24 protein-coding genes, 1 tRNA gene, 2 pseudogenes and 1 other annotated feature are annotated in these 22,584 nt (G+C 40.0%); of the genes and pseudogenes, 17 read left to right on the top strand and 10 right to left on the bottom strand.

Annotated features, from left to right (window positions below; all coding sequences use genetic code 11):
• Window positions 1–79 precede the first annotated feature (79 nt).
• On the top strand, window positions 80–811 hold the full coding sequence (gene hisA, locus AC4MDD_RS01290; protein WP_004691558.1) for a 1-(5-phosphoribosyl)-5-[(5-phosphoribosylamino)methylideneamino]imidazole-4-carboxamide isomerase: 732 nt from the start codon (window positions 80–82) through the stop codon (window positions 809–811).
• 76 nt (window positions 812–887) lie between these two features.
• On the opposite strand, the gene AC4MDD_RS01285 is transcribed toward hisA, so the two are convergent.
• Complete coding sequence (locus AC4MDD_RS01285; RefSeq protein ID WP_491882206.1) at window positions 888–1,436, bottom strand: helix-turn-helix domain-containing protein; 549 nt, start codon at window positions 1,434–1,436, stop codon at window positions 888–890.
• Window positions 1,437–1,527: 91 nt separating this feature from the next.
• Between AC4MDD_RS01285 and AC4MDD_RS01280 the strand changes: the two genes are divergently transcribed.
• Window positions 1,528–2,427, top strand: coding sequence for a DMT family transporter (locus AC4MDD_RS01280; RefSeq protein WP_234304405.1), 900 nt, complete (start codon window positions 1,528–1,530; stop codon window positions 2,425–2,427).
• A 72-nt stretch (window positions 2,428–2,499) separates the two neighbouring features.
• Here AC4MDD_RS01280 and AC4MDD_RS01275 read toward each other — a convergent pair.
• From AC4MDD_RS01275 to AC4MDD_RS01260, 4 genes and pseudogenes are all read right to left on the bottom strand, one after another.
• Window positions 2,500–2,625 (bottom strand): annotated as a pseudogene (locus AC4MDD_RS01275) (hypothetical protein); the annotation flags it as partial.
• Between the two features lie 7 nt (window positions 2,626–2,632).
• The gene (locus AC4MDD_RS01270; protein WP_004691561.1) at window positions 2,633–3,025 is read right to left on the bottom strand and encodes a DUF4870 family protein; all 393 of its coding nucleotides are present in this window, start codon (window positions 3,023–3,025) and stop codon (window positions 2,633–2,635) included.
• 28 nt (window positions 3,026–3,053) lie between these two features.
• The gene (locus AC4MDD_RS01265) at window positions 3,054–3,683 is read right to left on the bottom strand and encodes a DUF1294 domain-containing protein (RefSeq protein WP_348923831.1); all 630 of its coding nucleotides are present in this window, start codon (window positions 3,681–3,683) and stop codon (window positions 3,054–3,056) included.
• Window positions 3,684–3,696: 13 nt separating this feature from the next.
• A complete protein-coding gene (locus AC4MDD_RS01260; protein ID WP_348923832.1) occupies window positions 3,697–4,647 on the bottom strand; it encodes a homoserine kinase in 951 nt (316 codons plus the stop codon).
• A 113-nt stretch (window positions 4,648–4,760) separates the two neighbouring features.
• On the opposite strand from AC4MDD_RS01260, the gene hisF reads away from it, so the two are divergent.
• On the top strand, window positions 4,761–5,519 hold the full coding sequence (gene hisF, locus AC4MDD_RS01255; RefSeq protein ID WP_491882205.1) for an imidazole glycerol phosphate synthase subunit HisF: 759 nt from the start codon (window positions 4,761–4,763) through the stop codon (window positions 5,517–5,519).
• 140 nt (window positions 5,520–5,659) lie between these two features.
• Window positions 5,660–6,055, top strand: coding sequence for a hypothetical protein (locus tag AC4MDD_RS01250; RefSeq protein ID WP_228256463.1), 396 nt, complete (start codon window positions 5,660–5,662; stop codon window positions 6,053–6,055).
• Window positions 6,056–6,372: 317 nt separating this feature from the next.
• Here AC4MDD_RS01250 and AC4MDD_RS01245 read toward each other — a convergent pair.
• Window positions 6,373–7,010: pseudogene (locus tag AC4MDD_RS01245) on the bottom strand (hypothetical protein).
• A 110-nt stretch (window positions 7,011–7,120) separates the two neighbouring features.
• Here AC4MDD_RS01245 and AC4MDD_RS01240 point away from each other — a divergent pair.
• On the top strand, window positions 7,121–8,122 hold the full coding sequence (locus tag AC4MDD_RS01240; RefSeq protein WP_491882204.1) for an AraC family transcriptional regulator ligand-binding domain-containing protein: 1,002 nt from the start codon (window positions 7,121–7,123) through the stop codon (window positions 8,120–8,122).
• Between the two features lie 130 nt (window positions 8,123–8,252).
• Window positions 8,253–8,939, top strand: coding sequence for an aquaporin Z (aqpZ, locus tag AC4MDD_RS01235; protein WP_087011827.1), 687 nt, complete (start codon window positions 8,253–8,255; stop codon window positions 8,937–8,939).
• A gap of 83 nt (window positions 8,940–9,022) precedes the next feature.
• Here aqpZ and AC4MDD_RS01230 read toward each other — a convergent pair whose 3' ends face one another.
• Together AC4MDD_RS01230 and AC4MDD_RS01225 are read right to left on the bottom strand one after the other, a co-directional pair.
• Window positions 9,023–9,268: a hypothetical protein gene (locus AC4MDD_RS01230; protein WP_062032074.1), complete on the bottom strand. Its 246-nt coding sequence runs from the start codon at window positions 9,266–9,268 to the stop codon at window positions 9,023–9,025.
• 76 nt (window positions 9,269–9,344) lie between these two features.
• On the bottom strand, window positions 9,345–10,433 hold the full coding sequence (locus AC4MDD_RS01225) for a DNA/RNA non-specific endonuclease (RefSeq protein ID WP_286405516.1): 1,089 nt from the start codon (window positions 10,431–10,433) through the stop codon (window positions 9,345–9,347).
• A gap of 257 nt (window positions 10,434–10,690) precedes the next feature.
• Between AC4MDD_RS01225 and AC4MDD_RS01220 the strand changes: the two genes are divergently transcribed.
• A complete protein-coding gene (locus AC4MDD_RS01220; protein ID WP_473338340.1) occupies window positions 10,691–11,299 on the top strand; it encodes a hypothetical protein in 609 nt (202 codons plus the stop codon).
• Between the two features lie 59 nt (window positions 11,300–11,358).
• Here the strand turns inward: AC4MDD_RS01220 and AC4MDD_RS01215 are convergent, their stop codons facing one another.
• The gene (locus tag AC4MDD_RS01215) at window positions 11,359–13,239 is read right to left on the bottom strand and encodes a potassium transporter Kup (RefSeq protein ID WP_005401570.1); all 1,881 of its coding nucleotides are present in this window, start codon (window positions 13,237–13,239) and stop codon (window positions 11,359–11,361) included.
• Window positions 13,240–13,358: 119 nt separating this feature from the next.
• Here AC4MDD_RS01215 and AC4MDD_RS01210 point away from each other — a divergent pair.
• The 8 genes from AC4MDD_RS01210 (at window position 13,359) to AC4MDD_RS01175 (ending at window position 18,346) form a co-directional block, all read left to right on the top strand.
• A tRNA-Ser gene (locus AC4MDD_RS01210) sits at window positions 13,359–13,449 on the top strand.
• A gap of 187 nt (window positions 13,450–13,636) precedes the next feature.
• Window positions 13,637–14,833 carry a tyrosine-type recombinase/integrase gene (locus AC4MDD_RS01205; protein ID WP_491882203.1) on the top strand — a complete coding sequence of 399 codons (1,197 nt, stop codon included), beginning with the start codon at window positions 13,637–13,639 and terminating at the stop codon, window positions 14,831–14,833.
• Between the two features lie 4 nt (window positions 14,834–14,837).
• On the top strand, window positions 14,838–15,629 hold the full coding sequence (locus tag AC4MDD_RS01200) for a hypothetical protein (RefSeq protein ID WP_491882202.1): 792 nt from the start codon (window positions 14,838–14,840) through the stop codon (window positions 15,627–15,629).
• A 95-nt stretch (window positions 15,630–15,724) separates the two neighbouring features.
• Window positions 15,725–15,937: a helix-turn-helix transcriptional regulator gene (locus AC4MDD_RS01195; RefSeq protein ID WP_491882201.1), complete on the top strand. Its 213-nt coding sequence runs from the start codon at window positions 15,725–15,727 to the stop codon at window positions 15,935–15,937.
• A complete protein-coding gene (locus tag AC4MDD_RS01190) occupies window positions 15,916–16,191 on the top strand; it encodes a hypothetical protein (RefSeq protein ID WP_162789669.1) in 276 nt (91 codons plus the stop codon). The genes AC4MDD_RS01195 and AC4MDD_RS01190 overlap by 22 nt, the downstream gene beginning before the upstream one ends.
• Window positions 16,181–16,486 carry a hypothetical protein gene (locus tag AC4MDD_RS01185; RefSeq protein ID WP_491882200.1) on the top strand — a complete coding sequence of 102 codons (306 nt, stop codon included), beginning with the start codon at window positions 16,181–16,183 and terminating at the stop codon, window positions 16,484–16,486. Before AC4MDD_RS01190 ends, AC4MDD_RS01185 begins: the two co-directional genes overlap by 11 nt.
• Window positions 16,487–16,553: 67 nt before the next feature.
• Window positions 16,554–17,720: a hypothetical protein gene (locus AC4MDD_RS01180; protein ID WP_491882199.1), complete on the top strand. Its 1,167-nt coding sequence runs from the start codon at window positions 16,554–16,556 to the stop codon at window positions 17,718–17,720.
• A gap of 326 nt (window positions 17,721–18,046) precedes the next feature.
• A complete protein-coding gene (locus AC4MDD_RS01175) occupies window positions 18,047–18,346 on the top strand; it encodes a hypothetical protein (protein ID WP_491882198.1) in 300 nt (99 codons plus the stop codon).
• A 35-nt stretch (window positions 18,347–18,381) separates the two neighbouring features.
• Here AC4MDD_RS01175 and AC4MDD_RS01170 read toward each other — a convergent pair.
• Window positions 18,382–19,601, bottom strand: a protein-coding gene (locus AC4MDD_RS01170) for an IS3 family transposase (RefSeq protein ID WP_491882197.1) whose coding sequence is annotated in 2 segments (ribosomal slippage) — window positions 18,382–19,325 and window positions 19,325–19,601 — 1,221 coding nt in all. Because the reading frame shifts where the segments join, the coding sequence is not laid out codon by codon here.
• Window positions 19,210–19,326: a sequence feature (AL1L pseudoknot), on the bottom strand. (Overlaps the previous gene by 117 nt.)
• Window positions 19,602–19,663: 62 nt before the next feature.
• Here AC4MDD_RS01170 and AC4MDD_RS01165 point away from each other — a divergent pair.
• Together AC4MDD_RS01165 and AC4MDD_RS01160 are read left to right on the top strand one after the other, a co-directional pair.
• The gene (locus AC4MDD_RS01165; protein WP_491882196.1) at window positions 19,664–21,814 is read left to right on the top strand and encodes a hypothetical protein; all 2,151 of its coding nucleotides are present in this window, start codon (window positions 19,664–19,666) and stop codon (window positions 21,812–21,814) included.
• 444 nt (window positions 21,815–22,258) lie between these two features.
• Window positions 22,259–22,486, top strand: coding sequence for a hypothetical protein (locus tag AC4MDD_RS01160; protein ID WP_491882195.1), 228 nt, complete (start codon window positions 22,259–22,261; stop codon window positions 22,484–22,486).
• Window positions 22,487–22,584 lie beyond the last annotated feature (98 nt).

Raw genomic sequence — 22,584 nt, 5'->3', positions numbered from 1 at the left:
CAGATGCTTAGAAAATTGCCAATACTTTGCTAAGATGACGGACATTGATTTTATTTAAGATTTGGCTAGGAGCGAAAGCATGCTGATCATCCCTGCAATTGACCTGAAAGATGGCAAATGTGTTCGTTTAAAACAAGGTCGTATGGAAGACGATACGGTTTTTTCTGATGATCCTGTTGCAACTGCACAGCACTGGGTAAATGAAGGCGCGCGTCGCTTACATTTGGTCGATTTAAATGGTGCTTTCGCTGGTACGCCAATTCATAAACCTGTGGTTGAAGCCATTGCTCGCGCACAACCTGAACTGCCAATTCAAATCGGCGGCGGTATTCGCTCACTAGAAACCATCGAACACTACTTAGAAGCGGGTGTGTCTTTTGTCATTATTGGCACCAAAGCAGTTCAAGATCCTGAGTTTGTAGAAGAAGCTTGTAAGAAATTTGCAGGTCATATCATTGTCGGTATCGATGCCATGAATGGCATGGTGGCCACCGATGGTTGGGCCAATGTGACGGATGTGAAAGCAACTGATTTGGCCAAACGTTTTGCCGATGCGGGCGTATCGAGCATTGTCTATACCGACATTGCTCGTGACGGGATGATGCAAGGTGTGAACGTTGAGCAAACTGTTCAACTGGCACAATACTCTGGCCTACCTGTGATTGCATCAGGTGGTGTGACCAACCTTGATGACGTACGTAACCTTAAAGGTCAACCGGGTATTTTGGGTGCAATTACCGGTCGTGCAATTTACGAAGGCAGTTTAAACCTACGTGAAGCACAATTGCTGTTAGATGAACAATCGCTCTAATTGTAGAATTTTAAAAAGAGGTCTTTTGACCTCTTTTTTATGCGCTAAATATCAGTGTGTAAGATCTGCATCTTATTTAATAAATCGCATTACGAATAAACTTTAACGGTACAGTTCCACGGTTGATATATTGGTATTCGATGGCACTCGAAAAAACAATCGACTCTCCTACACCCAAGACTTTCATGTCTCCTGCCAAATCTAAAGTTAGCTCACCCTCCATCACATAGAGCATCTCACGCCAACCTTCTGGGTCAGGTTCTGCACTATAGTGTTCATTTGGGGCCAGTACCCATGTCCACAATTCAACTTTTTGTGTTGCTGCCGCCGAGGCCATTAATTTTGCTTCACTGTATGCTTGTGTACCCTGCCAAGCCAGAACGTTGACCACCGCTTGCCCTTGCTGTTCAGGCGCGGCAATGATCTGTACAAAATCGACCTCAAGCACATCGGCAATCAAGCTGAGTTTCGCCAAACTAATATTGTCCTGCCCTGATTCAACCCCAGCCACCATACGACGGCTTAAACCAGCCAAATCCGCCAGTTGTTGCTGGCTCAAGCCTTTTAAACTTCGATAATGACGCACATTTTGACTGACGTGTTGTAGTACCGCAGGAGACTTCATAAAGTTCAATCAAAAAAATATTGAGCAATATATTGCACACAAAAACAAAGCATGACAAGCTATGTGCAATATATTGCACACCAGTTCTTTTATGTTGAATACTCAGCTCGGTTCTAAAGCGCCTGTCATTGCACTGATTTTAATTACCTTTATTTGGGGCGGCACCTTCTTAGCTGTGAAATACGCCTTAAATTTCAGCTCTCCCATGTTCTTTGTGGGCTGTCGTTTCGCCTGCGCCGCGACAATTATTGGCTTATTTTCCTATCAACATTTAAAACATATTACCCGACAGGACTTGTGGGCAGGTGCACTCATTGGCTGTATGGTCACTATTGGCTATGGCACACAAACGGTCGGACTACAAACAGTCAGTAGCAGTGAGTCTGCCTTTTTAACTGCACTGTATGTACCCCTAGTACCCGTACTATTATGGTTAATCTTTCGTAAAGTGCCCCATTTTATGATTTGGATTGGTGCGCTCTGTGCGTTCATGGGCTTAGTCTTACTTACAGGCAATAGCCTGAATTCAATTTCACTGAACTTTGGCCAGACCTTAACCCTACTCGGTGCAATTGCTATAGCGATGGAAATTATCCTGATTGGTTATTTTGCCCCAACAGTCGACATTGGTCGAGTGACGGTCATTCAACTGGCAGTGGCCTCTGTGCTCGCCTTTGCAGCCATGCCATTGGCAGGTGAACACCGCATTCCAGACTTTTCATGGCCTTTACTGAGTATCGCACTCGGCTTGGGTCTTGCCAGTGCCGTGATTCAATATGTAATGAATTGGGCACAGCGCTCAGTCAATCCATCTCAAGCAGCGATTATTTACGCAGGAGAGCCTGTATGGGCAGCACTGTTTGGGCGTCTTGCAGGAGAACGCTTAGCACCACTGGCTTTGTTGGGCGGACTTTTGGTGGTGTTTGGCATTATGATTAGTGAATGGAAACCGAAACTGCTGAAATCGAAAAAGAACCTCGAACAACTTTAGCCTATCTCCGAAACGAAAAAACTGCTGAATCGAGTGATCAATAGCCCCCAATTCAGCAGTATGGTCAGGTGGTTAGAATGACACCATCTTGCCCGGATTAATCATTGCTCCAATTCCATACATGCTTTTGGCTATTGGAATGACCAACGGCGCCAGTGCACGACCAAAAGGAATGTTCTGATGTTGAATACGGGTTAACCTATTTTTATTGATACATCGGTTGATTGTCGTTTAAACGAATAATGCCTTTAATGGCACGATATACAATCCACACCCATGACAACCCAATCACAGACACGCAGAAGGTTGAAGCACCGAGTGCAACACCTGCGAAAGCGGTGGCATTTTCACCCGTAAAGAATAAGAAAATAAATGGCACAAAGGCAATCACGTTCCAAATCAAATACCACCAAAAGGTGCGAATCTGCCAAGTAAAATGGCTCTCAAAAATGGAACCACGCACAGAGCCACGCTTCACATAATTAATCACTAAAGCAATAATGGCTAGAATCCCTGCGGAAAAAATCGCAACGATATACAAAATATAAAGAATAAAAGTCAGACTACGATTCGGATCTTGATCGACTGAATAATTCATATTGTCCCTCAGGAAGCGGGCTTGAACTTTAAATAGGCAAACTATTGAAAGGAGAAATAAGCCATAAAATTAAAAGAATATTGAATAGAATTGTACAAAAGTAAATCTTTCTAAACGGTTGTTTTTGTGTTTTATGTCGTAGCTTTTGCTGCGCTAACCATGCTGCAGGCCATCCCCCTAAAAATGAAAGGAGATGTAATGTATTTTCAGGTACACGGCGCTGCCCATTTTGTGCAGCCTCTTTGTCTTGTGCATAGAACCAATAACTGGCCGCATTCATCACACTAATCAACAGCAGCACTAATCCACTCAAACGCCCCAGCAATACCAATAGTGCCAAAAACACGATGTATGCCACCGACGCAATTTGCATTGGACTCCAGCGTTGACCCTGTTCGGTCTTTTTCAGTGAGACCTTTTGGGTACGACTCTTTTGGGTTTGTGATGCTTTTAAATAACTGACTTGCTGTGCACGATAACGCCCTTGCGCATCCACAAACACGTTGTATTCCAACGCACAGCCTAAAATAGGACGAGGACCTTGCCGTGCAAAGTCCTTGATATGTAAAAACACGCGATCTTTACTGTCATCGTTGGGCTGAATAAAGCCATAGCCTTTTTCATCGAACCATTCAACGAGTCGTCCTTGGTCACGCATTTTTCTTTCCTATTTAAGCAGTTACAAATTTTAGGCGGTCAATCACCATATTACGCATTTCAGCAGGATTTTTCTGCAAAATATCATCCCCCGTACGGCCTTGTTCAGCATTTTTTTGTGCCACTTGTAAACGCATCATCCAAAAACGTGCAGCAGCCATTGCCAGATACAGCCCTAGGCAAGATTTTTCATCAGTCGTCAAAGGACGAATACTTTCATAGGCGTTTAAGAATGCGATGGCCTTGTCTTCATTTAAGTGCACACTTGGATATTCGGTACAGAAGTCATTCAGTGTAATCGCAATATCAAACAAGAACTCATCTTTATTCAGTTCATAAAAATCTAAAATGCCTTTGAGCTGATTGCCCTCAAACAAAGTGTTGTCACGGAATAAATCCGAGTGGATAAAGCCCTTTGGACGATTCGGATAAACCGCCGATAATGCATCATATAAACCCAACAACTTACTCAGCAGCGCTTGATCCGCTTCACTTAAAGTTGGTTTCATCTGTAACGCTACAGCGAGCCAGTAGTCATGGTCACGGTATTCTGCACGCTCCAGTGGAAAATCTTGCAGTGCGACGTGCATTTGTGCTTGTGCAACCGCAATCGCCTCGGCTTGCTCAAGGGTCGCAGGCATGGGGTGTTTGCCCATCATCCGTGGGGCAATTTGTGCGGGTTTAGCTTTTAAACTATGAATGGCTTTGCCTGAATGACTTAAAGGTACAGGAACCGCTAAACCAGCCTGACCTAAATGCTCAAGCACAGGAACCAACTCGCCTGCACCCTGTTCATCCATTTCTTCAAATACAGTCAATACATACTGCACAGCATTTTCACACACAATAAAATAGTTCGTATTTTGAATACCGCCTTGAATTGGGATCAGATCGATTACCTCAAGTCCATAAGGTGCTGCAAACGCCTGAACTTCCTGTAAAGTCAAAGTGGTATAAACCGACATATAAAACCTGCAAAAAAACTTACATAAGTTTGATAGAATACCCGCTCCGACTATTAAGGTGTAGCATCTAAGTCGCGAAGTTTCATAATCGGCTGTTATTTTTGGAAAAAATTATGCTAGCTAAACGTATTATTCCTTGCCTCGACGTGGACAACGGTCGTGTAGTGAAAGGTGTTCAATTCCTTGATATTCGTGATGCAGGTGACCCAGTAGAAGTAGCACGTCGATATAACGAACAAGGTGCTGATGAAATTACCTTCTTAGACATTACCGCAACTTCGAATGGTCGTGACACGACTTATCGTACGGTTGAACGTATGGCTGAAACGGTTTTTGTTCCCTTAACGGTCGGTGGTGGCGTTCGCAAAGTTGAAGACATTCGTCTCTTACTCAATGCTGGCGCGGACAAAGTCAGCATTAACTCAGCAGCGGTGTTTAACCCAGAATTTGTACAAGAAGCATCGCAACGCTTTGGCGCACAATGTATTGTGGTTGCCATTGACGCAAAAAAAACGGGCGAGAATAAATGGGAAATTTTTACCCATGGCGGCCGTAAACCAACGGGTATTGATGCAATTGAATGGTCCGTGAAAATGGCCGACTTTGGTGCAGGCGAACTGCTGATTACTTCGATGGATGCCGATGGTACTAAAGCAGGTTATGACCTCGAGCTGATGCGTCAAATCAATGACCGCGTCACCATTCCAACCATTGCTTCGGGCGGTGTCGGTAACTTACAACACTTGGCCGATGGTATTTTAAAAGGTGGCGCAGACTCTGTACTGGCTGCTTCGATTTTCCACTTTGGACAACACACCATTCCTGAAGCGAAAAAATACCTTGCGGAACAAGGTATTGAAATGCGTCTATAAACAGACCATAACCATAAAACCTATGAAAAGAGTACTTTCGAGTACTCTTTTCATCATTTTAAAGATGAGAAAAAATGTATCACTTAGAACTAATCTTATTTATTTGTGGTCTATTGATCTGTTTTGTTTTCATCCTTTTGATGAAGAAATATGCTGACCGCCCTTTCGGTATGCTGGCCGTACTGTTACTCCTCGGTTTATGCCTGTATAGCTATATCAGCTTCTGCAAATACCAGTTTAAACAGTATTATGACAAAGCGCTGATTGCACCTGACCAAATTCGGGCTTGTGGTATTTTTACACAATGGTCGGAGGTCACCCATTATCGACGGCACAACATTAGTACTGAAAAAGTGTTTTACTTTCAGAGTGATCGACAAGCTTTTTTATTTAGCAATAGTCCGCGTGCCAGACAAAGCTTCCCTGATCTCAAAACCTTAAACATCAACGAGCATGTTTGCTTTCAGTTTTCCCCGGACTACACCGATGAAATGGATCGCTATATTTTAACCGACTTTAAAAAACAGACGAATTAAAAGGCTCAATTACGCTGTACTTCTGCACAGCCAGTGCCTCTATTATGTAGTAGATGTTAAAGCTTAGAATGCTCGCTGGATCTTGACCGAACTTATGTTCTCAATTTTTGAGATAAAAAAAGGGAGTCTTGCGACTCCCTATAAACCTAGAATAACTACAACATTGTCTTGTTAAACTGGAAAATGAAAAATGACGTACTAGTGCTCATGAGATGATTTCACCTCATCAACAGCTTTACTATAGAATGTTCAAATGACGAAATATTGACAATACATACCAATATTATTGACAAATCACGACAAAAATATCTATTCAGTTATCCTGCAACTGTTTCTGTCGTCTGCGCAGAATTCAGTGTTATCGCTTCTGGTGCCTCAACCCATTTTGCAGGGAAGACCTGATTGACCCACTGGGTGAGCTTATTCGACACCACTTGGGGTAAAGCAATACCCAACGGATTTTGCTCTTGCAAATCCAGCGAGGAAATGACCCGCGTTCCTAAAATATAATCAAACCACGGTTTGGTCACACACCAGTTGGCATCCTGATTGGAGTTCATATGATGATCTAATGCCAAGGAATCTTACGCATTGCCCAGTCTGGCTCTAAGTGCGCACGGCGGTGGATATAATAATAATTTCCTGCACTGTACAACACAGACAACGTCATGCCTTTGGAAACAGGATAAAATAACGTCACAAACACACCCGCCACGACAGCGAGTGATACGATTTCATTTTTGGTACGCCAATTGCTCCAACCTTCAACATAACCATGATCGTGAAACGTGGTTTTCCGCACTTCTCGGTGATGCTCCCAATGCGATTTCATGCTGTCAGGCACAGGGCTATAACGTGGCTTTCCAGCACGGTGTGTTCCATGCAAAATATATTTATGTGCAACCCACTCAAACGCATTGGCAACTACTAGTCCTGCGACAAAACCCTTCCACATGGCAAATTCCTCCTATATTCAGATTGAATATAATGTGCAAACTATGCTAAATATTGACCCTAGCATTCAAATTCATTGACAAATTACGACAAGAACAATAGAGCCAATAAATGCAACATTTCAAAGACTACACAGGTTCTGTCTACGGTGGACTGGGGCATTTACTCTATGCCTATTGCCAAGCCGTGGGCTATCCAATTTCTGAACAGCTTGAAAAAGCACAGAACTTAGAACGTTTTGATTATGCCCTGTGGTTAGAGTTACTGAATGATCTTGACAGCCATCTGTACATCCCTGCGCTCGGACTTGATATTGCAAAGTATGTACAGCCCAAGCATTTAGGCATTTTGGGCTATATTGCGCTGTCCTGCGAAAATTTAGGCGAAGCGCTCACCCGTTATCATGACTTTCACCGCCTCATTTATGATGGCAGTTCACTATATGTTGCAATTGAAGGTGAAAATCTATGCTTTGGTTGGGTGGAGATGCCGATTGAACTCACCACACAACTCAGCAATGAAGTGGCAATGGCGCTGATCATTCAGTTTATGAAACACTTTGTCGCCCATGATGACATCCAGCTCAGCGAGGTTCATTTCACTCACACTGCTCCGAAAAATACGGCACTGTATGAGCAGTACTTTAATTGTAAAGTTCGCTTCTCTCAAAGCAGGCCGATGATGATGATTCCTCTCAGCGAATTATCCATGCCCTTTCAGCAAGGTGATCAAACCCTGCAAAAACTGCTCTTACAGCAAGCCGAAGCCTTACTGGAAAAACTTCCCAACTCTACTCACATCGACCAGCGCTTACAGCATGCGATTTTAACGGGGTTACAAAAAAACCAATATCAAATTGAACATATTGCACGGCAACTGAATTTTTCAGTCCGACAGCTGCAACGTTACTTACAACAACAAGGCACGACCTACCAACAGCGGATGCAAGAAGTTCGACGTATTTTGGCGGAGCAATACTTAAGAGATCCACACCTCAGCTTACAGGAAATTGCACTGTTGCTAAGTTACTCTGAACAAAGTGCTTTTCAACGTGCCTTTAAACACTGGACCCAAGTCACACCTCAGCAGTGGCGTATCCAGCATTTTCACTAAAATCGGATCTGTTTGATCCACGTCATCAGGATGTCATGCTTTTTTTGTTAAATTGATTAAAAAACGAGCATTTCTCATTAAATATAAAGTTCTACGCGAATAAAACATCAATAACTACAAAAAGTGCATTATGAATAAATATCTTGCTGAATTCATCGGAACGTTTTGGTTGGTCTTCGGAGGCTGTGGCAGTGCCATTTTTGCAGCAGCTTTTCCCGAGTTGGGCATCGGCTTTCTTGGCGTTGCACTTGCCTTTGGTTTAACCGTTTTAACCGGTGCCTTTGCACTTGGACATATCTCTGGCGGGCACTTTAACCCTGCGGTCAGTGTCGGCTTATGGGTCGGTGGACGTTTTGATACCAAAGATCTGATCCCCTATGTGGTCTCCCAAGTGGTCGGTGCAGTTTTAGCCGCTTGGGTGTTATACCTGATTGTCCAAGGCCAAGCCGGTTTTGCTGGTACAGGCGGCTTTGCGACCAATGGTTATGCCGAACTGTCACCAGGAAAATACTCCTTAATCTCCGCTTTAATGATTGAAATTGTACTGACTGCAATGTTCTTGATCGTGATTATGGGCGCCACAGATAAGCGTGCGCCTGCTGGTTTCGCGCCGATTGCGATTGGTTTAGCTTTGACCTTGATTCACCTGATCAGTATTCCTGTGACCAACACCTCGGTTAACCCTGCACGAAGTACAGGTGTTGCCATATTTGCTGAAACAGCCGCTTTAAGCCAACTCTGGTTGTTCTGGGTTGCTCCGATTGTCGGTGCCATTATCGGCGCTATTATTTATAAAATTTTAGAAAAAGAGGATTAATTTTTTCTCTATCCCTTAAAAGAAAAAGCCCACAATCTGTGGGCTTTTCTTATTGTTCCACATGGAACATAGATAGGCTTATGTTATAAAAACGGATTGTCAATTTCACCCGACTGCAGATGTTCAATTTTCTCAGGAAGCTGGGCTTCACTTTCAAGCTGTTGCACAATCGCATTCAGATACGCCTGCAATGCTTTGGCCGCAGCTAAACCGGCTTGGTCTTTGGTGAGTTGTAAATTGCCATAAATACTCACGCAGTCCGTGTCATTTTCAAGGGTCAAATCATGGATGGCATGGGACTCATTGCCATGTACAAAAGGTTTAAACATTTTATTTTTACTCTTCTTTATTCTTCAGGCATCGGGCACTGCAGTCGAATGCCTACACATCCAACTGCGTAGAACTTTAACGTAACAGCTGCAAAATATATTGCAATAAGACGTCGACCAATTGTTTCACAATCGCATCTTGATCCGCCGCATCAATACCCGTGCCTTTTGTGACTGTGCTACCACTACTCGACTGAGTAGAGCCCGATTTAAAGTTTTTTTGTAAGGCTTTGAGCTGCTCGGATGAAACCTCTTCTGCGCACTGACTTTCCGCATCCCAATGTGAGTATTGAATTGCACTATTGGCTTTTACCGCCGTTGCTGTCAACGGTAGTTTATAAGTATTACGTTTTTGCTCTTCTGTCAGTTGCGGAAATAAATTCACACCCAACTGCTCTTCCAAATAGCAGACACTGACAATTCTTACCTGCTGTGAATTATCATTCGGTGCGTAATAAGCGCCGATTGCACCCGTTTTTGGCATATAGACCGCTTTATAAACCGCACTCGGAACAATCACTCCCTGACCAATGGTCTTAAGTTTTTTGCCCTGAAATACTGGCCCAGTCACCACAAAAACATCTAGCTTTTGCTTGGTCACAAGCGCCCGTGTGGCTTCTTCCAATTCACGCCACACTTGCTGATTATTTTTAGGAGCCTGTGGCACCATGTTGGCCAAAGAAAAACTGTCGAATTGTGCGGCTTTATTCGGCATATCAGCATTCGGTGCCATATGTCCACGGTCATAGCCTGAACCACGGTAGTCCGACAATGTCGCTCGATGTTCAGTTGCAACATTATTTTCTTCGTGAAAACTATCTTCACGTGGAATTTTTTGGCTCAGGCGCTGCGGCGTCAGAGCCTCTGCAACCCAGAGGGGGGTTTTCGAAACGCCCGAATACATCACATTAAAGCCGTTAAAGCACAGTGCATAGCTGTGTTTACTTAAACTTTCTTTGAGTAAATAGGGCGGAATTTCCCTATAAAATTGTTCTAAACAGGCTGAATTTGAGCTTGGGCTTAAAGACACGTATTGCTGAATTTTTTCTTGACCAAAAGCAATCGCAAAACTTCCCGTTGCCACCAATCCTAAAATCACTTTCAGGCCATTTTGATTAAACATGTTAAACACTGACTTACCTGAACTACTTTTCTTCTTCGCCATTACAACTACAATAAACATCGGTTTTTCACGAGCTTAACAATCAGCGTATACGAAGTATATCGCTCGAGTTCTATTCGCATAACAATTAAACAAAACGCCATATTTAGATGATTTTGCATGTAACAAAATGTCTTTTTTGTAGAGTTTTTCTACGACAACGTGATGCGATTGCGTATCTTTGATTGCTGTCGCTTCAAAAAATATGCCAAGGTAAAAATGAATCGAACGAAATAATACATGCAATTTACGGAGTTCTTATGCATTCTAAGATTTTAGCTTCTCTTGGTTTAATCGGCACAGTGATAAGTGCTTCAGCCTTCGCCGAGCCACCTATCCAACCGGGTGACACCTTAGAAAGTCTCTCTCAAGCCAAAGTCACGACTACTGTTAATGGTCAACCGGGTTCTATTCAAGAACTCGTAAGCTCAGGGCAAATTAAATTGCTTGATCCAAATGCAGCACCTATCAGCCCAGCGAGCCAAGGTGTACCCAATGACCAAGCAGTGATGCCAACATCACCACAGAGTGAAGCCCCTGTTCAACAGGCCGCACCTGACACCACAGTGCAACAACAAGTCGCTGCGACTCCAACAGAGCAACATCCGCTGGCACCAAATGCAGAACTCTCAGCGCAACAAGCTGAAGCGGCGTTAAATGATGCTGTCGCACCCACGGGAAATGCAGACATGAATGCTGCCCCAGCTGCTACACCGCCATTAGATTCATCAGCAGAGGCACCTGTCAATGCGGTTGAGCCTGATTCACTGCCATTACCAGATGCCCCTGCTCAAGCACTTCCTGACGCTTCAGCAGAACAACCTGTCCAAGCGATGCCTGAAGCACCTGAAAATGATCCAATGAACTAAGACTTCAACTGATTTATCCTCCAAAAAAACCAGCATATATGCTGGTTTTTTATTGAAGTTTAAATCTGGATCTGACTACCCAGCTCAACCACGCGATTGGTTGGAATTTGATAGAAGTCGCTCACAGGACTGGTATTCCGTTGCATTGAGATAAAGAGCTTTTCACGCCACGGCGCCATACCATCCCCTACAGTACTGATAATCCGTTCACGCGAGATGAAAAAACTAATTTGCATTAGATCATATTCAAAACCAAGTTCAGCATAGGCCATTTCCAAGGCTTGCGGAATATTTGGCTGATCTTTAAAACCATAATACAAAGTAATACGATAAAAACGGACATCCAGTTTTTCAACACTACTGCGTTCTTGTGACGGAACAAAAGGAATATCGCGTGTAATAACCGTTACCATGATGTTGCGTTCATGCAGGACTTTGTTGTGCTTAATATTGTGAAGCATTGCGTGTGGCACAATATTTGGTGTACCAGTCAAAAAGACTGCATCACCTGGAACGAACTTAGTTTCACTACCCATACTAATGCTTTTAATAAATAGGTCTATTGGCAATGAATCCTTTTCAAGACGCTTCAACACTAATGCACGACCATCTTTCCATGTCATTAAAATAGTATACAGCACTGCACCAATTAAAATTGGAACCCATCCACCTGATAAAATTTTAAGCGAAGTCGAGGCAACAAAAACTGTATCAAGTAACAAAAATGGCACGGCGAATAATGCAACTTTCCACATTGGCCAACGCCACAACCCATAGGCCAAAATAGAGATTAAAATAGTGCCACACAACATAGTCATGGTGACAGCAACCCCATAAGCACTAGCCAAATTCTCACTATTCTCAAACAATAAAATTAAGATCAGTACAGAGATATACAGCGCCCAATTAATAAATGGCAAATAAATCTGACCGCGCTCTACCTCTGAAGTATGTCGCACTGCCAAACGAGGTAAATAACGTAATTGAATGGCTTGATTAACCATAGAAAATACGCCCGTAATAACCGCCTGAGATGCGATAACTGCTGCTGCTGTGGCCAAACCAATCATTGGAAATAGTGCCCATTCTGGAATAAGCATATAAAAAGGATTCGCGAGTGCATCCGCGTCACGCAATAACAATGCTCCTTGCCCTGCATAATTCAATAACAAACATGGTAATACAATAATAAACCAAGCTAAACGAATCGGAAGACGACCAAAATGTCCCATATCGGCGTAAAGTGCTTCACCGCCCGTCATAGTCAAAATCACGGCACCCATAGTCAGAAAAGCCACATAGGGTTGATTAAAGACAAAACTCAATGCCCAGTACGGATTAACCATCAATAATACATGAGGGGTCTGAAAAATACTCCACAGCCCTAAAGCACCAATCGCTAAGAACCACAGTAGGGTTAATGGCCCAAAGAATTTCCCCATTGTCCCTGTCCCATGGCGCTGTACCAAAAATAAGCCAGTGATAATTCCTATGGATAAGGGCTCTAACCACTGATTAAAAATAGGCGTAGCAATACTGAGACCTTCTATTGCAGAAAGAACCGAAATTGCAGGAGTAATAATTCCATCACCAAAAAACAGTGATGCACCAATAAATCCCAGAGCAATAAGATAAATTTTCTTGTTATCACTAATTAAGGTGGTTCGCAGATTTAGTGCCAGTAAGGACATAATTCCGCCCTCACCGTTATTGTCTGCTCGCATAATAATCGTAACGTATTTAAAACTCACCGTTAGCATCATGCACCAAAAAATGAGGGACAAAATGCCTAAAACTGACGCTTCTGATATCGCTAGATGGGCTGTTAAAAAACATTGGCGCAGTGCATAAAGTGGACTGGTTCCAATATCTCCAAACACGACCCCAAGGGCGGCTAAGGTGATTGCGGGCAATGCGGCTTTTTTTGCAGTACTTTGCATAGGGTGTCTTCAATTTAGACAGTATTTTTGCGAATCATATCATCACGCTAAAAGTTTTTCTCTAAATCAATTGTTTCACCTTGTCGATGGCTATGTTTTTCGATATTATCCTCGGCCATGGTGAAGTGTCCGAGTGGCTGAAGGAGCACGCCTGGAAAGTGTGTAAACGTTTATAGCGTTTCGAGGGTTCGAATCCCTCTTTCACCGCCAAATTCTCTAATCATGTAGCCGCATGATGTCTCAAAAGGTTTAAATCTAAAGGGTTTAAGCCTTTTTTGTTGTCTCATACAATATCAGACAATCCCTTGAAATACCCTACTTATTGGGGGTATAAATGAGGGTAAATATTTATACCCCCTGTTTTTATACCCCCAAATACACTATAGGACATGCTGTCATGCTTACAGATGTAAAAATAAGAAAGATCAAACCATTAGAAAAAAAAGCACGATATTCTGATGAAAAAGGCATGTACTTAGAAGTCACACCTTCAGGTGGCATGTATTGGCGAATGAAATTTCGGGTTCATGGCAAAGAGAATATCTTTAGTATTGGGACATATCCTGAAACCTCACTTGCACAGGCTCGCCGTGCTAGAGATGAGGCACGATTAAAGCTTAAAGATGGGATCAATCCCAATGAAGAGAAAAAGCAAAAGAAACAACAAGCTGATGAAAGTATTCTTTTCAAAGCACTTGCTATGGAATGGATGGAAGATCGTAAGGCTGTCATTAAAGAAGGCACTTATTTACGTGACTTATCCGTATTTGAAAAAGACCTTTTCCCTGCGCTAGGCAATATGCCTATTGACCAGATTAAAGGCAAAGATGTGCTTGCATGTGCAAAGAAAATTGAAGCACGTGGCGCACAAGAAATGGCTAAGCGTTCTATCCCTCTAGCTGGGCGTATTTTTCGTTATGCGATTCGTAAAGGGCTAATCGAGAATGACCCAACACCCCACCTTCAAGAAGCTTTAAAACCTCGTAAAGTGAAGCATATGGCTCGCTTGGATATTTCGGAGTTCCCTCCTTTCCTTGAACGAATGGATCGCTATCACGGCAACATCTTGGTTAAAACAGCTTTACAGTTCATGACTTTAACTTTCGTTAGAACGGCTGAACTGATTAACATGGAATGGGGCGAAATTGATTTTGAAAATAAGTTATGGCGCATCCCTGCTTATAAAATGAAAATGGCACTACCTCACATAGTTCCTTTATCAAGGCAATCTATAGCACTGTTAGAAAGCTTAAAACCATTAACAGGTAATAAAAATTTTGTTTTTTATAATCACAGCACGGCGAAACCACTCAGCAATAATGCTCTTTTAAGTGCGATTCGTACTATGGGATATTCAGGAAAAATGACTGGTCACGGCTTTCGGGGGCTTGCATCTACAACATTACATGAACAAGGCTATATGCATGATGCAATTGAAATACAATTAGCACATACAGTTGGTAATGCTGTGTCTCAAGCTTACAATCATGCTCAACATATGGACTATCGAATCAAGATGATGCAGGAATGGTCTGATTTCATTGATAGTTTGCGGAATAATGTAATCCCTTTTCCTAAACATAAAGTTAGTTGAAATTATGGATTCAATTTCTATATCTGAAGCTTATGCACAATTTTGCAAATGCAGAGGAAATAATCTTTCATTAGATTCTTTAGCTGATTTTATTCAAGATTCCAAACTAGACTATTATTTTTACTTTGAAGGTTATATAGCGGAGATAGCCTTCTTAGATTCAACATTACAAGAGAGCTGTATCAAGGGTCAAACACTAAGGCATTATGAAGGATATCTGAAACCATTCGGATCAATACGGAGTATTGTAATTTCACCTAATCACGAGCTGAGTACCTCTATTGCATTAATCAATAATCAACCAGTTGCTTTATTTAACAATGATTTAGATAAAGATGAAACTTTATCTCATATCCAAAAGGAGGTTTCATATGAAATAAATTCGATCTATGAAAGCTTGTCACAAACACGACTTATGCAAGAAAAGCTTCTGCTTAAAAGTGAAGATTTTAATGAAATCCTAAATATCGAACTTAATGAATTAAAAAAAACAATCCTATTATTACAAAATCAATTAACTGAACAATCTGCGCTTAATGCTGAACTTCAAAATAAACTCAACGAACACAGTTTGATAACTAATGAAATCTTATTGCCTGAAAAAGAAGTTCCTCATACCAGAACTCGAAATCAAGTAGTGAAATTAATCCACGTTCTTTGTCATATGAATAAATTGCCAATTCAAAAACCGCAAGTCTGCTTTGCAGCAATAAAAGCACATGCTGATTTAAATGACTTATCTTGTCCCGAAAAAGACTTTACTGGAAATTGGATAAAAAAAATTCATTCTATATAGAAAACTCATTTATCTATATAGACCTATATCCAATCACTTTTTCACATACTGCATCCATAAACAGCATGAGGCTGTTTAAGTCGTAAAGGTGCAGTATGAACAACCCTAATCCTACATATGAGCAATTCCTAAGATCTATTGATTTGGTTGGTAACTCCAAGCAACGAGGACTATTAGGAATCTCAAAATCTACCTTATGGCGATGGATTCAACAGAATCGCTTCCCAGCCCCCTCGAAATTACTCGGCTCTAATATTGCTGTTTGGCGTATGTCTGAAGTCCAAGAATGGATGAAGGCTCAACACTAAAAATGACAGAGCCCAAAATTTACAACCGTAAGCAGGCATCTGAATTTCTCGCACTACATTTGAAAGAAAAAACCGCTTCACAGTGGGAAAACTTTCTTGTGCGAAATATTCGGCAATCAAAGCACGTTTACAAATTGGCATTTAAAGAAATCGGAAGGCAAATCTTCTATTCAGAGACCAGTCTTCGCGCTTTCATTAAATCCACAACAACCCCATACAACCAAATGAACAAAGGAGTTCAAAATGGACATTAAAACTCAAGTACTCACTAACGTTATCACACAAATTGTGGACGACATGAGTCATCATCCCAATTGGGATTCGATGATGAATTTAACTGATTGCTCCCTATTTGATTGTGAAATCAATCATCAAGAGATCTCTTCAAAAATTCAGAAATTACTCCAATGCAAGGAATACATGGATCTTATTCATTATGGGAATCAAATCTTTGATGAAGCAATGACACAAGCATCTCAGGAATTTGGCGAATCTTTGGATCAACTTTCCGAAGACCTTAAGAAAAATTCAACTCCCTTCTTACCATAACTGAAGGTGCGACTTAAAACGGCTCATTGAGCCGTTTTTTATTTCTCACAATTCATAGAGGATTAAAATGATGAATAAGCACTCTATCAGTCAAAAGTGCCACAACCTAATTGAACGCTTGAATCGTTTGGATTTCGTTGATCCTTTTAGTGCTGAATACTATAAGGAAATGAAAGCTATCGAATTTGAAATGTCTCTTCTCGACAAGTTAGATCATGCTCCAGTTACGACAATTGAAATGCCGAACTTCGTGGAAGTTAATGCTGACATTTCGGAACAAAACTTAATCTCTGTTCTCCATTCACTTACAGAGCGTTATTCAGCTAATGCGAAATCAGCAGATGAGTTAGAGACATTGATCTATTCAAATATCAATAACTATGATTTCAAAGCCATGAAGATTAAAGTTAAAGCTCAAATTGATTTTTTAGACCTATACTTTGAAATTGGGAAAGCCTCTACACGGCATGATATTAAAAAGTATTTGACTGAAAAAACAAGAATTACTCACTACATTTCCGAACATAGAAATGGCTTCATCATTCGCCTACATGATATGAATTCATTACTTCAACTACAGCGCCGTATCCAATATTTACGTCACTTTGATTGTAATGCCAATAGCTTGCAAGTTATGGAAATGGAACTAGCCATAGACTTCTATCAATTTAAGCACAGAGCGCTCGCTACAGCCCTTTTTAAATCTATTCGTTTGCCAAGCTCAACAAATAACTTCCGTGTCTTTAAAAGCAAATTAGGTGAATTTACAGCTATGCCTGATACCCCTCTCGCCATGATCAGAAAATTGAATCAAGACTATAACATTGGGATTAATCACAAAAATGCCGATGAATATTGGCATTTATATGTAAAAACAACGGACCAAAATAAGCAGTTACTACCTCGGGTTGATTGGCGCATTCGTGCCGAGAAAAACATTAAATTTAATGTATTAGCTCAAATGGATAATCGGCTTCCAAATGTGAGACAAGTTTTGAGCGAGGGATTCAAAGGTTTAAGCTTTACCCAATTGAAGGAAACTGCTCCATTAGACATGAAAGCAAAATATAAAGATTCAGTTAATGCCTTTGGACTAGAGCAGGAAATTTACTATGACAAGTCGCGTCATAAGCGAACCTTGCCAGAACATATCGAAAAGAACACAGCACTGAACCAACTTATTTCAAATGCTGTGCAAAACCTACTGCGCAATTTTACTGTCAGTCCAAAATAGCACCCAAACTTTCGTAAGCCTTAAATCATAAGGCTTACGGCACATTGCTGAAGATCTGTCTGCCTAATAACTTATATATTCTATTAAGTATCTATACCCGTAGGAATACTTAACATTTACTACACCGCCATTTAACCCATTTCACTCAAATAGTCGAAGTCCTAGACAATTTTGAAAGTAATCAATGCAGACCATTTATACAATTTGGAGATTTTTTTAGGTTCTTATATTTGCTTTACCACTTAATTGAATTCTATGTTGATACAAAGATAAAGCTAATTATAATTAGCACCATCTAAAACTAAACTTAATAAAAAAGAGGGCTTATGCTAAGTTTTTCTGAAGCAGAAACGAAATTAATTGAATTTTTAGAAAAAAACAAAAGTGAATTTCATACTAATCAAAATGAATCCCAGACTCGTTTTTTTATTATTGATTACATATTGTTTGAATGTTTAGGGTGGCGCAAAGATGAAGTATCAATTGAAAAAAATGAAGAAAATAAATTTACAGACTATGAATTAGGTAAACCTAGAATAGCTATTTTAGAAGCCAAACGAGAAGGTAAAACTTTTGAAATACCAGCTTATGACTCCAACTCTTTAATCTTTGACATCAAATCTTGAACCGTACCGGGTTTGTCGGAGACTTTTTATTTAAGTTAGGCCACCTGACCTAACGGGTTAATCTTATCATAGTACATTGCTTCAAACTCAAAAGGCGATACATAACCCAGTGCACTGTGTACACGCTTTTTATTGAACCAATCTACCCAGTTTAGTGTCGCAAGCTGTACATCTGCTAAACCTTGCCAATCTGCTTTTAAATATTCAATCACCTCTGTTTTGTATAAGCCATTCACCGTTTCAGCCAAAGCATTATCGTATGAATCACCAGTCGTACCGACTGATGCTCGTAAATTTGCTGCTTCTAAACGATTGGTATAGCGAATAGAAAGATATTGAACACCTCTATCGGAATGATGAATCACATTCTTTGGCATACCTCGATCGTGCAATGCTTGCTCAAGTGCATCGAGTACCATATCTGTATTCATCCGTGTAGATACTTTCCATCCAACAATTGCTCGTGAGAACACATCAATAATAAAGGCGGTATAGACCCAGCCTGAATTTGTTTGAATATACGTAAAGTCACTGACCCACAGTTGGTCAGGATGATCAGCAGTAAAATTACGTTTCACTAAATCATCTGCTCGTTTTTGGTCATCTCGGCTACGGGTGGTTTGTTTATTCTTACCACGCCAAACACCTTGTATACCTAGCTTTTGCATCAATCGAGCAACTGTACAACGTGCAATAATATAACCCTCACGTTTCAATTTTTGCCAAACTTTACGTACACCATATCGACCTGAACTTTCTTTCCAAATACGTTTGATTTGCTCTGCATGATGTAAATCATGCAGAGCACGTTTCGCTCGATGTTCTGGGTTATCAACGAGATCTAAAGCCCGATAATAGGTCGAAGCTGCAATCGGTAAAATTCTACAAATCGCTTCAACACCATATCGATCTTTATTGTTATGGATAAAATCCACCATTATTTGTGTGGGCGGTCGAGCTCCGCCTGGGCGAAAAAAGCGGCTGCTTTACGTAGAATCTCATTGGCGCGTTGCAGTTCTTTATTTTCGCGTTCGAGTTGTTTGATACGTTCTTGGTCTGAAAGCTGCTGTACTTTAACTGGATTTTGTTTATCTAAATATTTTTGATACCAAACACGTAGTGTTTCAGGAGTACAACCTATCTTAGAAGCAATTGCTGTGATTGCAGCCCAAGTAGAAGGATAATCTTTTTCAGATTCAATTAGTAATTGAACCGCTCTTTCTCTGATTTCAGGGGTATATTTTAATTTTGTCATCGGGGTAGTCTCTCAGAATATTGACTCTCCGACAAACCCGGTACGGTTCATCTCTTATTAAGATGTCACCAGATACTGAGGCTACTATTGATCAAGCAATTTTTTATTGTAACCAACGCGGTGCTCCTATTGGGATTATCAGTAATGGGCATCAATACATTATTTTTATAGCCTCAAGACAGGATGGCGTATCAATCAAAGATGGTAAAGCTATTGTTTTTAAAAGCCTTGAACATCTCGCTAAAAACTTTAAAGATGCTTGGCAAATAATGTCAATTTATGGTGTAAAAGAGAAAAATATATATAAATACTTAAAACCCGATTTTGATGCTATCCCATCAAAATTATCTTCTAAATTAAAACAATATCCAATTGTACGGTATGGAAGTGAATTACAAACGACTCTTAGACAATTGGCAGAAATATTTTTTCAGGATATTGTCGAGAATGAGCAGATTGAAGAACGATTTTTTAAAGAATGCTATTGTGAAAGTGGAGCATTATCTAAATATTCTTTACTTAGCAAAAACATATTAGAAGCACGCTATGCTTCCCTATTTAATAAAGCGGAGACTGCACCTTACATTTCTCCAGTCAAAGAAAAAAGAAATAACAACATCTCACCAGAAATTCTATCCGAAGCTTTGTCACGTAGACCAATTGTCCTACTAGGTGATGTGGGGGTTGGTAAAACTTCTTTCGTAAAGAACCTCATATATCAAGGTGCTTCCGAAGAGTTCAAAAGAGCTTTTTATATTTACATTGATTTAGGCTCGAGTGGAGCACTTGCCAGTGACTTAAAAAGTTTTGTTTTAGATGAAATTGAAAATCAGCTTTTAGAAAAATATGACGTAGATATTAATGATTATAACTTCATAAAAGGAGTTTATGCGTCTGAGATAAGCAGATTCTCTAAAGGTCTATGGGGACAAAAAAAAGAATCCGAACCTGCTTTGTATGAAACTAAACTTTTAGAGATGATAGAAGAGCAGTGTCAAAAAAGAGATATTCATTTAAAAAGAGCTATTAACACCAGATCAAAATCTGAAAATAGACAAATAATTATTTGTCTAGATAATGCAGATCAGCGTGATTATGAAATTCAACAAGATACTTTTATCATTTCACAAGAATTAGCTAAAGATTGGAACACAACTGTTTTTGTTTCCGTTCGCCCACAAACTTTTTTTAAATCTAAAAGATCTGGTGCATTGTCAGCTTATCCTCATAAAGTTTTTACTATCTCACCACCTCGAATAGACTTAGTCATTGCAAAAAGACTTTCTTTTGCCCTAGACATGGCTGAAGGTAAAATTCCATTAGAAACAGTAAATTATGTAAAAGTTAATTCTAAGAATTTAGCTATTTTTCTAAAAGTACTTATTCAGTCATTAGCAATCAATAACGATCTAAAAGAATTTTTAACTAATATAACAGGCGGCAATATCAGAAATGCTATTGAATTAATCGTGAATTTTATTGGTAGCCCAAATGTTGATGCTCAGAAAATTATTAATATTACTGAACAGAATTCAGATAACCAAAAATATATTGTACCATTGCATGAATTTACAAAATCTGCGCTTTTAGGTGATTACTCCCACTATAATGCTGATACTTCAATCGCAACAAATCTATTTGATGTATCTAGTTCTGACATCTATGAACACTTTTTAACCCCAATACTATTAGCATTTCTTTTTTCTAATAACTCTAAACAAGATAGAGACAGTTTTTTCACATTAGAACTTATTCAGGATGAATTACAAAATAATGGATTTACAATTGATCAAATTCACAATGCGATTAGACGTTCTACTAATCGAAAATTAATAGAAACTTCTCAGAGAATAACATTTGATGAAGATGATAATGGTCTGCTTATCGGTGATATGCCTGAAAATTTCCGAATTACCACTATTGGTGCCTATCATTTAAAAAAATGGATGGGATCATTTACATACCTTGATGCAATGATATTCGATACTCCTATCTTCAAAGATGAGATAAAGCACTCTTTTTTTAATAATCTTGAGTCCCTCAATATTGAACATCGCTTAGAAAGAGCTTTAGGTTTCAAACAATATCTTCAAGACATATGGAGAGATTATCCTCACAAACCAGAGTATTTCGATCTATCTAACAATTTTGAGGATAATTATCATACGTTTGAAAATGTAATTAGAGCAGTTCAGCGTACGGAACCTAGTTAATAAAAAATCTTCTAATGGCGGATCTTTCAAAATTATTGGGGGTATAATTGGGGGTAACACCAGATTAACCAAATTTAAATATATATTAATTTCATATATTTAAATTAAAACTATGACTCCCTCTTTCGCCAAAATTTTAAAGACCTTAATCGAAAGATTAAGGTCTTTTTTTATACTGAACATTCTTATTTAGACTTGGCACAAAGTCTGCTTCATAAAAATGACTCTTCACCCAATAGGATAATTTGCACCACAAAGTGAAATATTTATTCAAAAATAAACGCTTGAACCTGATTCAAACTTGAGCTAAAACAATTTCTAAGGGAGGTTAAAATAAATCATCAATGATCATCTAGATGCAATGTTTATGAAGCACAATTCATTTGCGGTATATAACTAGCGAAACACAAAATTGACCAATAAAACTGCTATTCGGGAGTCAGAATGAATAACAGCACCAATTATGTCAAACAAATTAAAAACGCTAAACGAGGCGGTTATACCCCAACCCTTGCAAAGGATGTCAACAAACATAAAATTCAAAAAGCAATTCGTCTGATTGAACAATGGAGAGCGCTGGCCAATGAACTCAAACCTCAAATGCAACTCGACATGGCTTTTACGTTGGAAGAATGTGCCCAAGACCTCGATCAAATTTTAAGGAGCAAATAAGTTCCATGTTTTCATTTAACCCTATTTAAAAACAGTTTCATCACAGCCCCCGAATTTTATTCTTAGCTTTCACCCACCCTTAGGTGGGTGAAGTTTGC

This window comes from Acinetobacter sp. CAU_H_29a_1 (genome assembly GCF_058599505.1).
This window is presented reverse-complemented; position numbering and strand designations above follow the sequence as displayed.

Excerpts from the sequence above, each read along its gene's own strand:
- AC4MDD_RS01265 (WP_348923831.1), bottom strand. The coding sequence starts at position 3,683 with ATGCGTGACCAAGGACGACTCGTTGAATGGTTCGATGAAAAAGGCTAT.
- AC4MDD_RS01205 (WP_491882203.1), top strand. The coding sequence starts at position 13,637 with ATGCTTACAGATGTAAAAATAAGAAAGATCAAACCATTAGAAAAAAAA.
- AC4MDD_RS01215 (WP_005401570.1), bottom strand. The coding sequence starts at position 13,239 with ATGCAAAGTACTGCAAAAAAAGCCGCATTGCCCGCAATCACCTTAGCC.
- aqpZ (WP_087011827.1), top strand. The coding sequence starts at position 8,253 with ATGAATAAATATCTTGCTGAATTCATCGGAACGTTTTGGTTGGTCTTC.
- AC4MDD_RS01175 (WP_491882198.1), top strand. The coding sequence starts at position 18,047 with ATGCTAAGTTTTTCTGAAGCAGAAACGAAATTAATTGAATTTTTAGAA.
- AC4MDD_RS01285 (WP_491882206.1), bottom strand. The coding sequence starts at position 1,436 with ATGAAGTCTCCTGCGGTACTACAACACGTCAGTCAAAATGTGCGTCAT.
- hisA (WP_004691558.1), top strand. The coding sequence starts at position 80 with ATGCTGATCATCCCTGCAATTGACCTGAAAGATGGCAAATGTGTTCGT.
- hisF (WP_491882205.1), top strand. The coding sequence starts at position 4,761 with ATGCTAGCTAAACGTATTATTCCTTGCCTCGACGTGGACAACGGTCGT.
- AC4MDD_RS01220 (WP_473338340.1), top strand. The coding sequence starts at position 10,691 with ATGCATTCTAAGATTTTAGCTTCTCTTGGTTTAATCGGCACAGTGATA.
- AC4MDD_RS01240 (WP_491882204.1), top strand. The coding sequence starts at position 7,121 with ATGCAACATTTCAAAGACTACACAGGTTCTGTCTACGGTGGACTGGGG.
- AC4MDD_RS01260 (WP_348923832.1), bottom strand. The coding sequence starts at position 4,647 with ATGTCGGTTTATACCACTTTGACTTTACAGGAAGTTCAGGCGTTTGCA.
- AC4MDD_RS01165 (WP_491882196.1), top strand. The coding sequence starts at position 19,664 with ATGTCACCAGATACTGAGGCTACTATTGATCAAGCAATTTTTTATTGT.
- AC4MDD_RS01250 (WP_228256463.1), top strand. The coding sequence starts at position 5,660 with ATGAAGAAATATGCTGACCGCCCTTTCGGTATGCTGGCCGTACTGTTA.
- AC4MDD_RS01200 (WP_491882202.1), top strand. The coding sequence starts at position 14,838 with ATGGATTCAATTTCTATATCTGAAGCTTATGCACAATTTTGCAAATGC.
- AC4MDD_RS01230 (WP_062032074.1), bottom strand. The coding sequence starts at position 9,268 with ATGTTTAAACCTTTTGTACATGGCAATGAGTCCCATGCCATCCATGAT.
- AC4MDD_RS01280 (WP_234304405.1), top strand. The coding sequence starts at position 1,528 with ATGTTGAATACTCAGCTCGGTTCTAAAGCGCCTGTCATTGCACTGATT.
- AC4MDD_RS01225 (WP_286405516.1), bottom strand. The coding sequence starts at position 10,433 with ATGGCGAAGAAGAAAAGTAGTTCAGGTAAGTCAGTGTTTAACATGTTT.
- AC4MDD_RS01195 (WP_491882201.1), top strand. The coding sequence starts at position 15,725 with ATGAACAACCCTAATCCTACATATGAGCAATTCCTAAGATCTATTGAT.
- AC4MDD_RS01180 (WP_491882199.1), top strand. The coding sequence starts at position 16,554 with ATGATGAATAAGCACTCTATCAGTCAAAAGTGCCACAACCTAATTGAA.
- AC4MDD_RS01185 (WP_491882200.1), top strand. The coding sequence starts at position 16,181 with ATGGACATTAAAACTCAAGTACTCACTAACGTTATCACACAAATTGTG.
- AC4MDD_RS01190 (WP_162789669.1), top strand. The coding sequence starts at position 15,916 with ATGGATGAAGGCTCAACACTAAAAATGACAGAGCCCAAAATTTACAAC.
- AC4MDD_RS01270 (WP_004691561.1), bottom strand. The coding sequence starts at position 3,025 with ATGAATTATTCAGTCGATCAAGATCCGAATCGTAGTCTGACTTTTATT.
- AC4MDD_RS01160 (WP_491882195.1), top strand. The coding sequence starts at position 22,259 with ATGAATAACAGCACCAATTATGTCAAACAAATTAAAAACGCTAAACGA.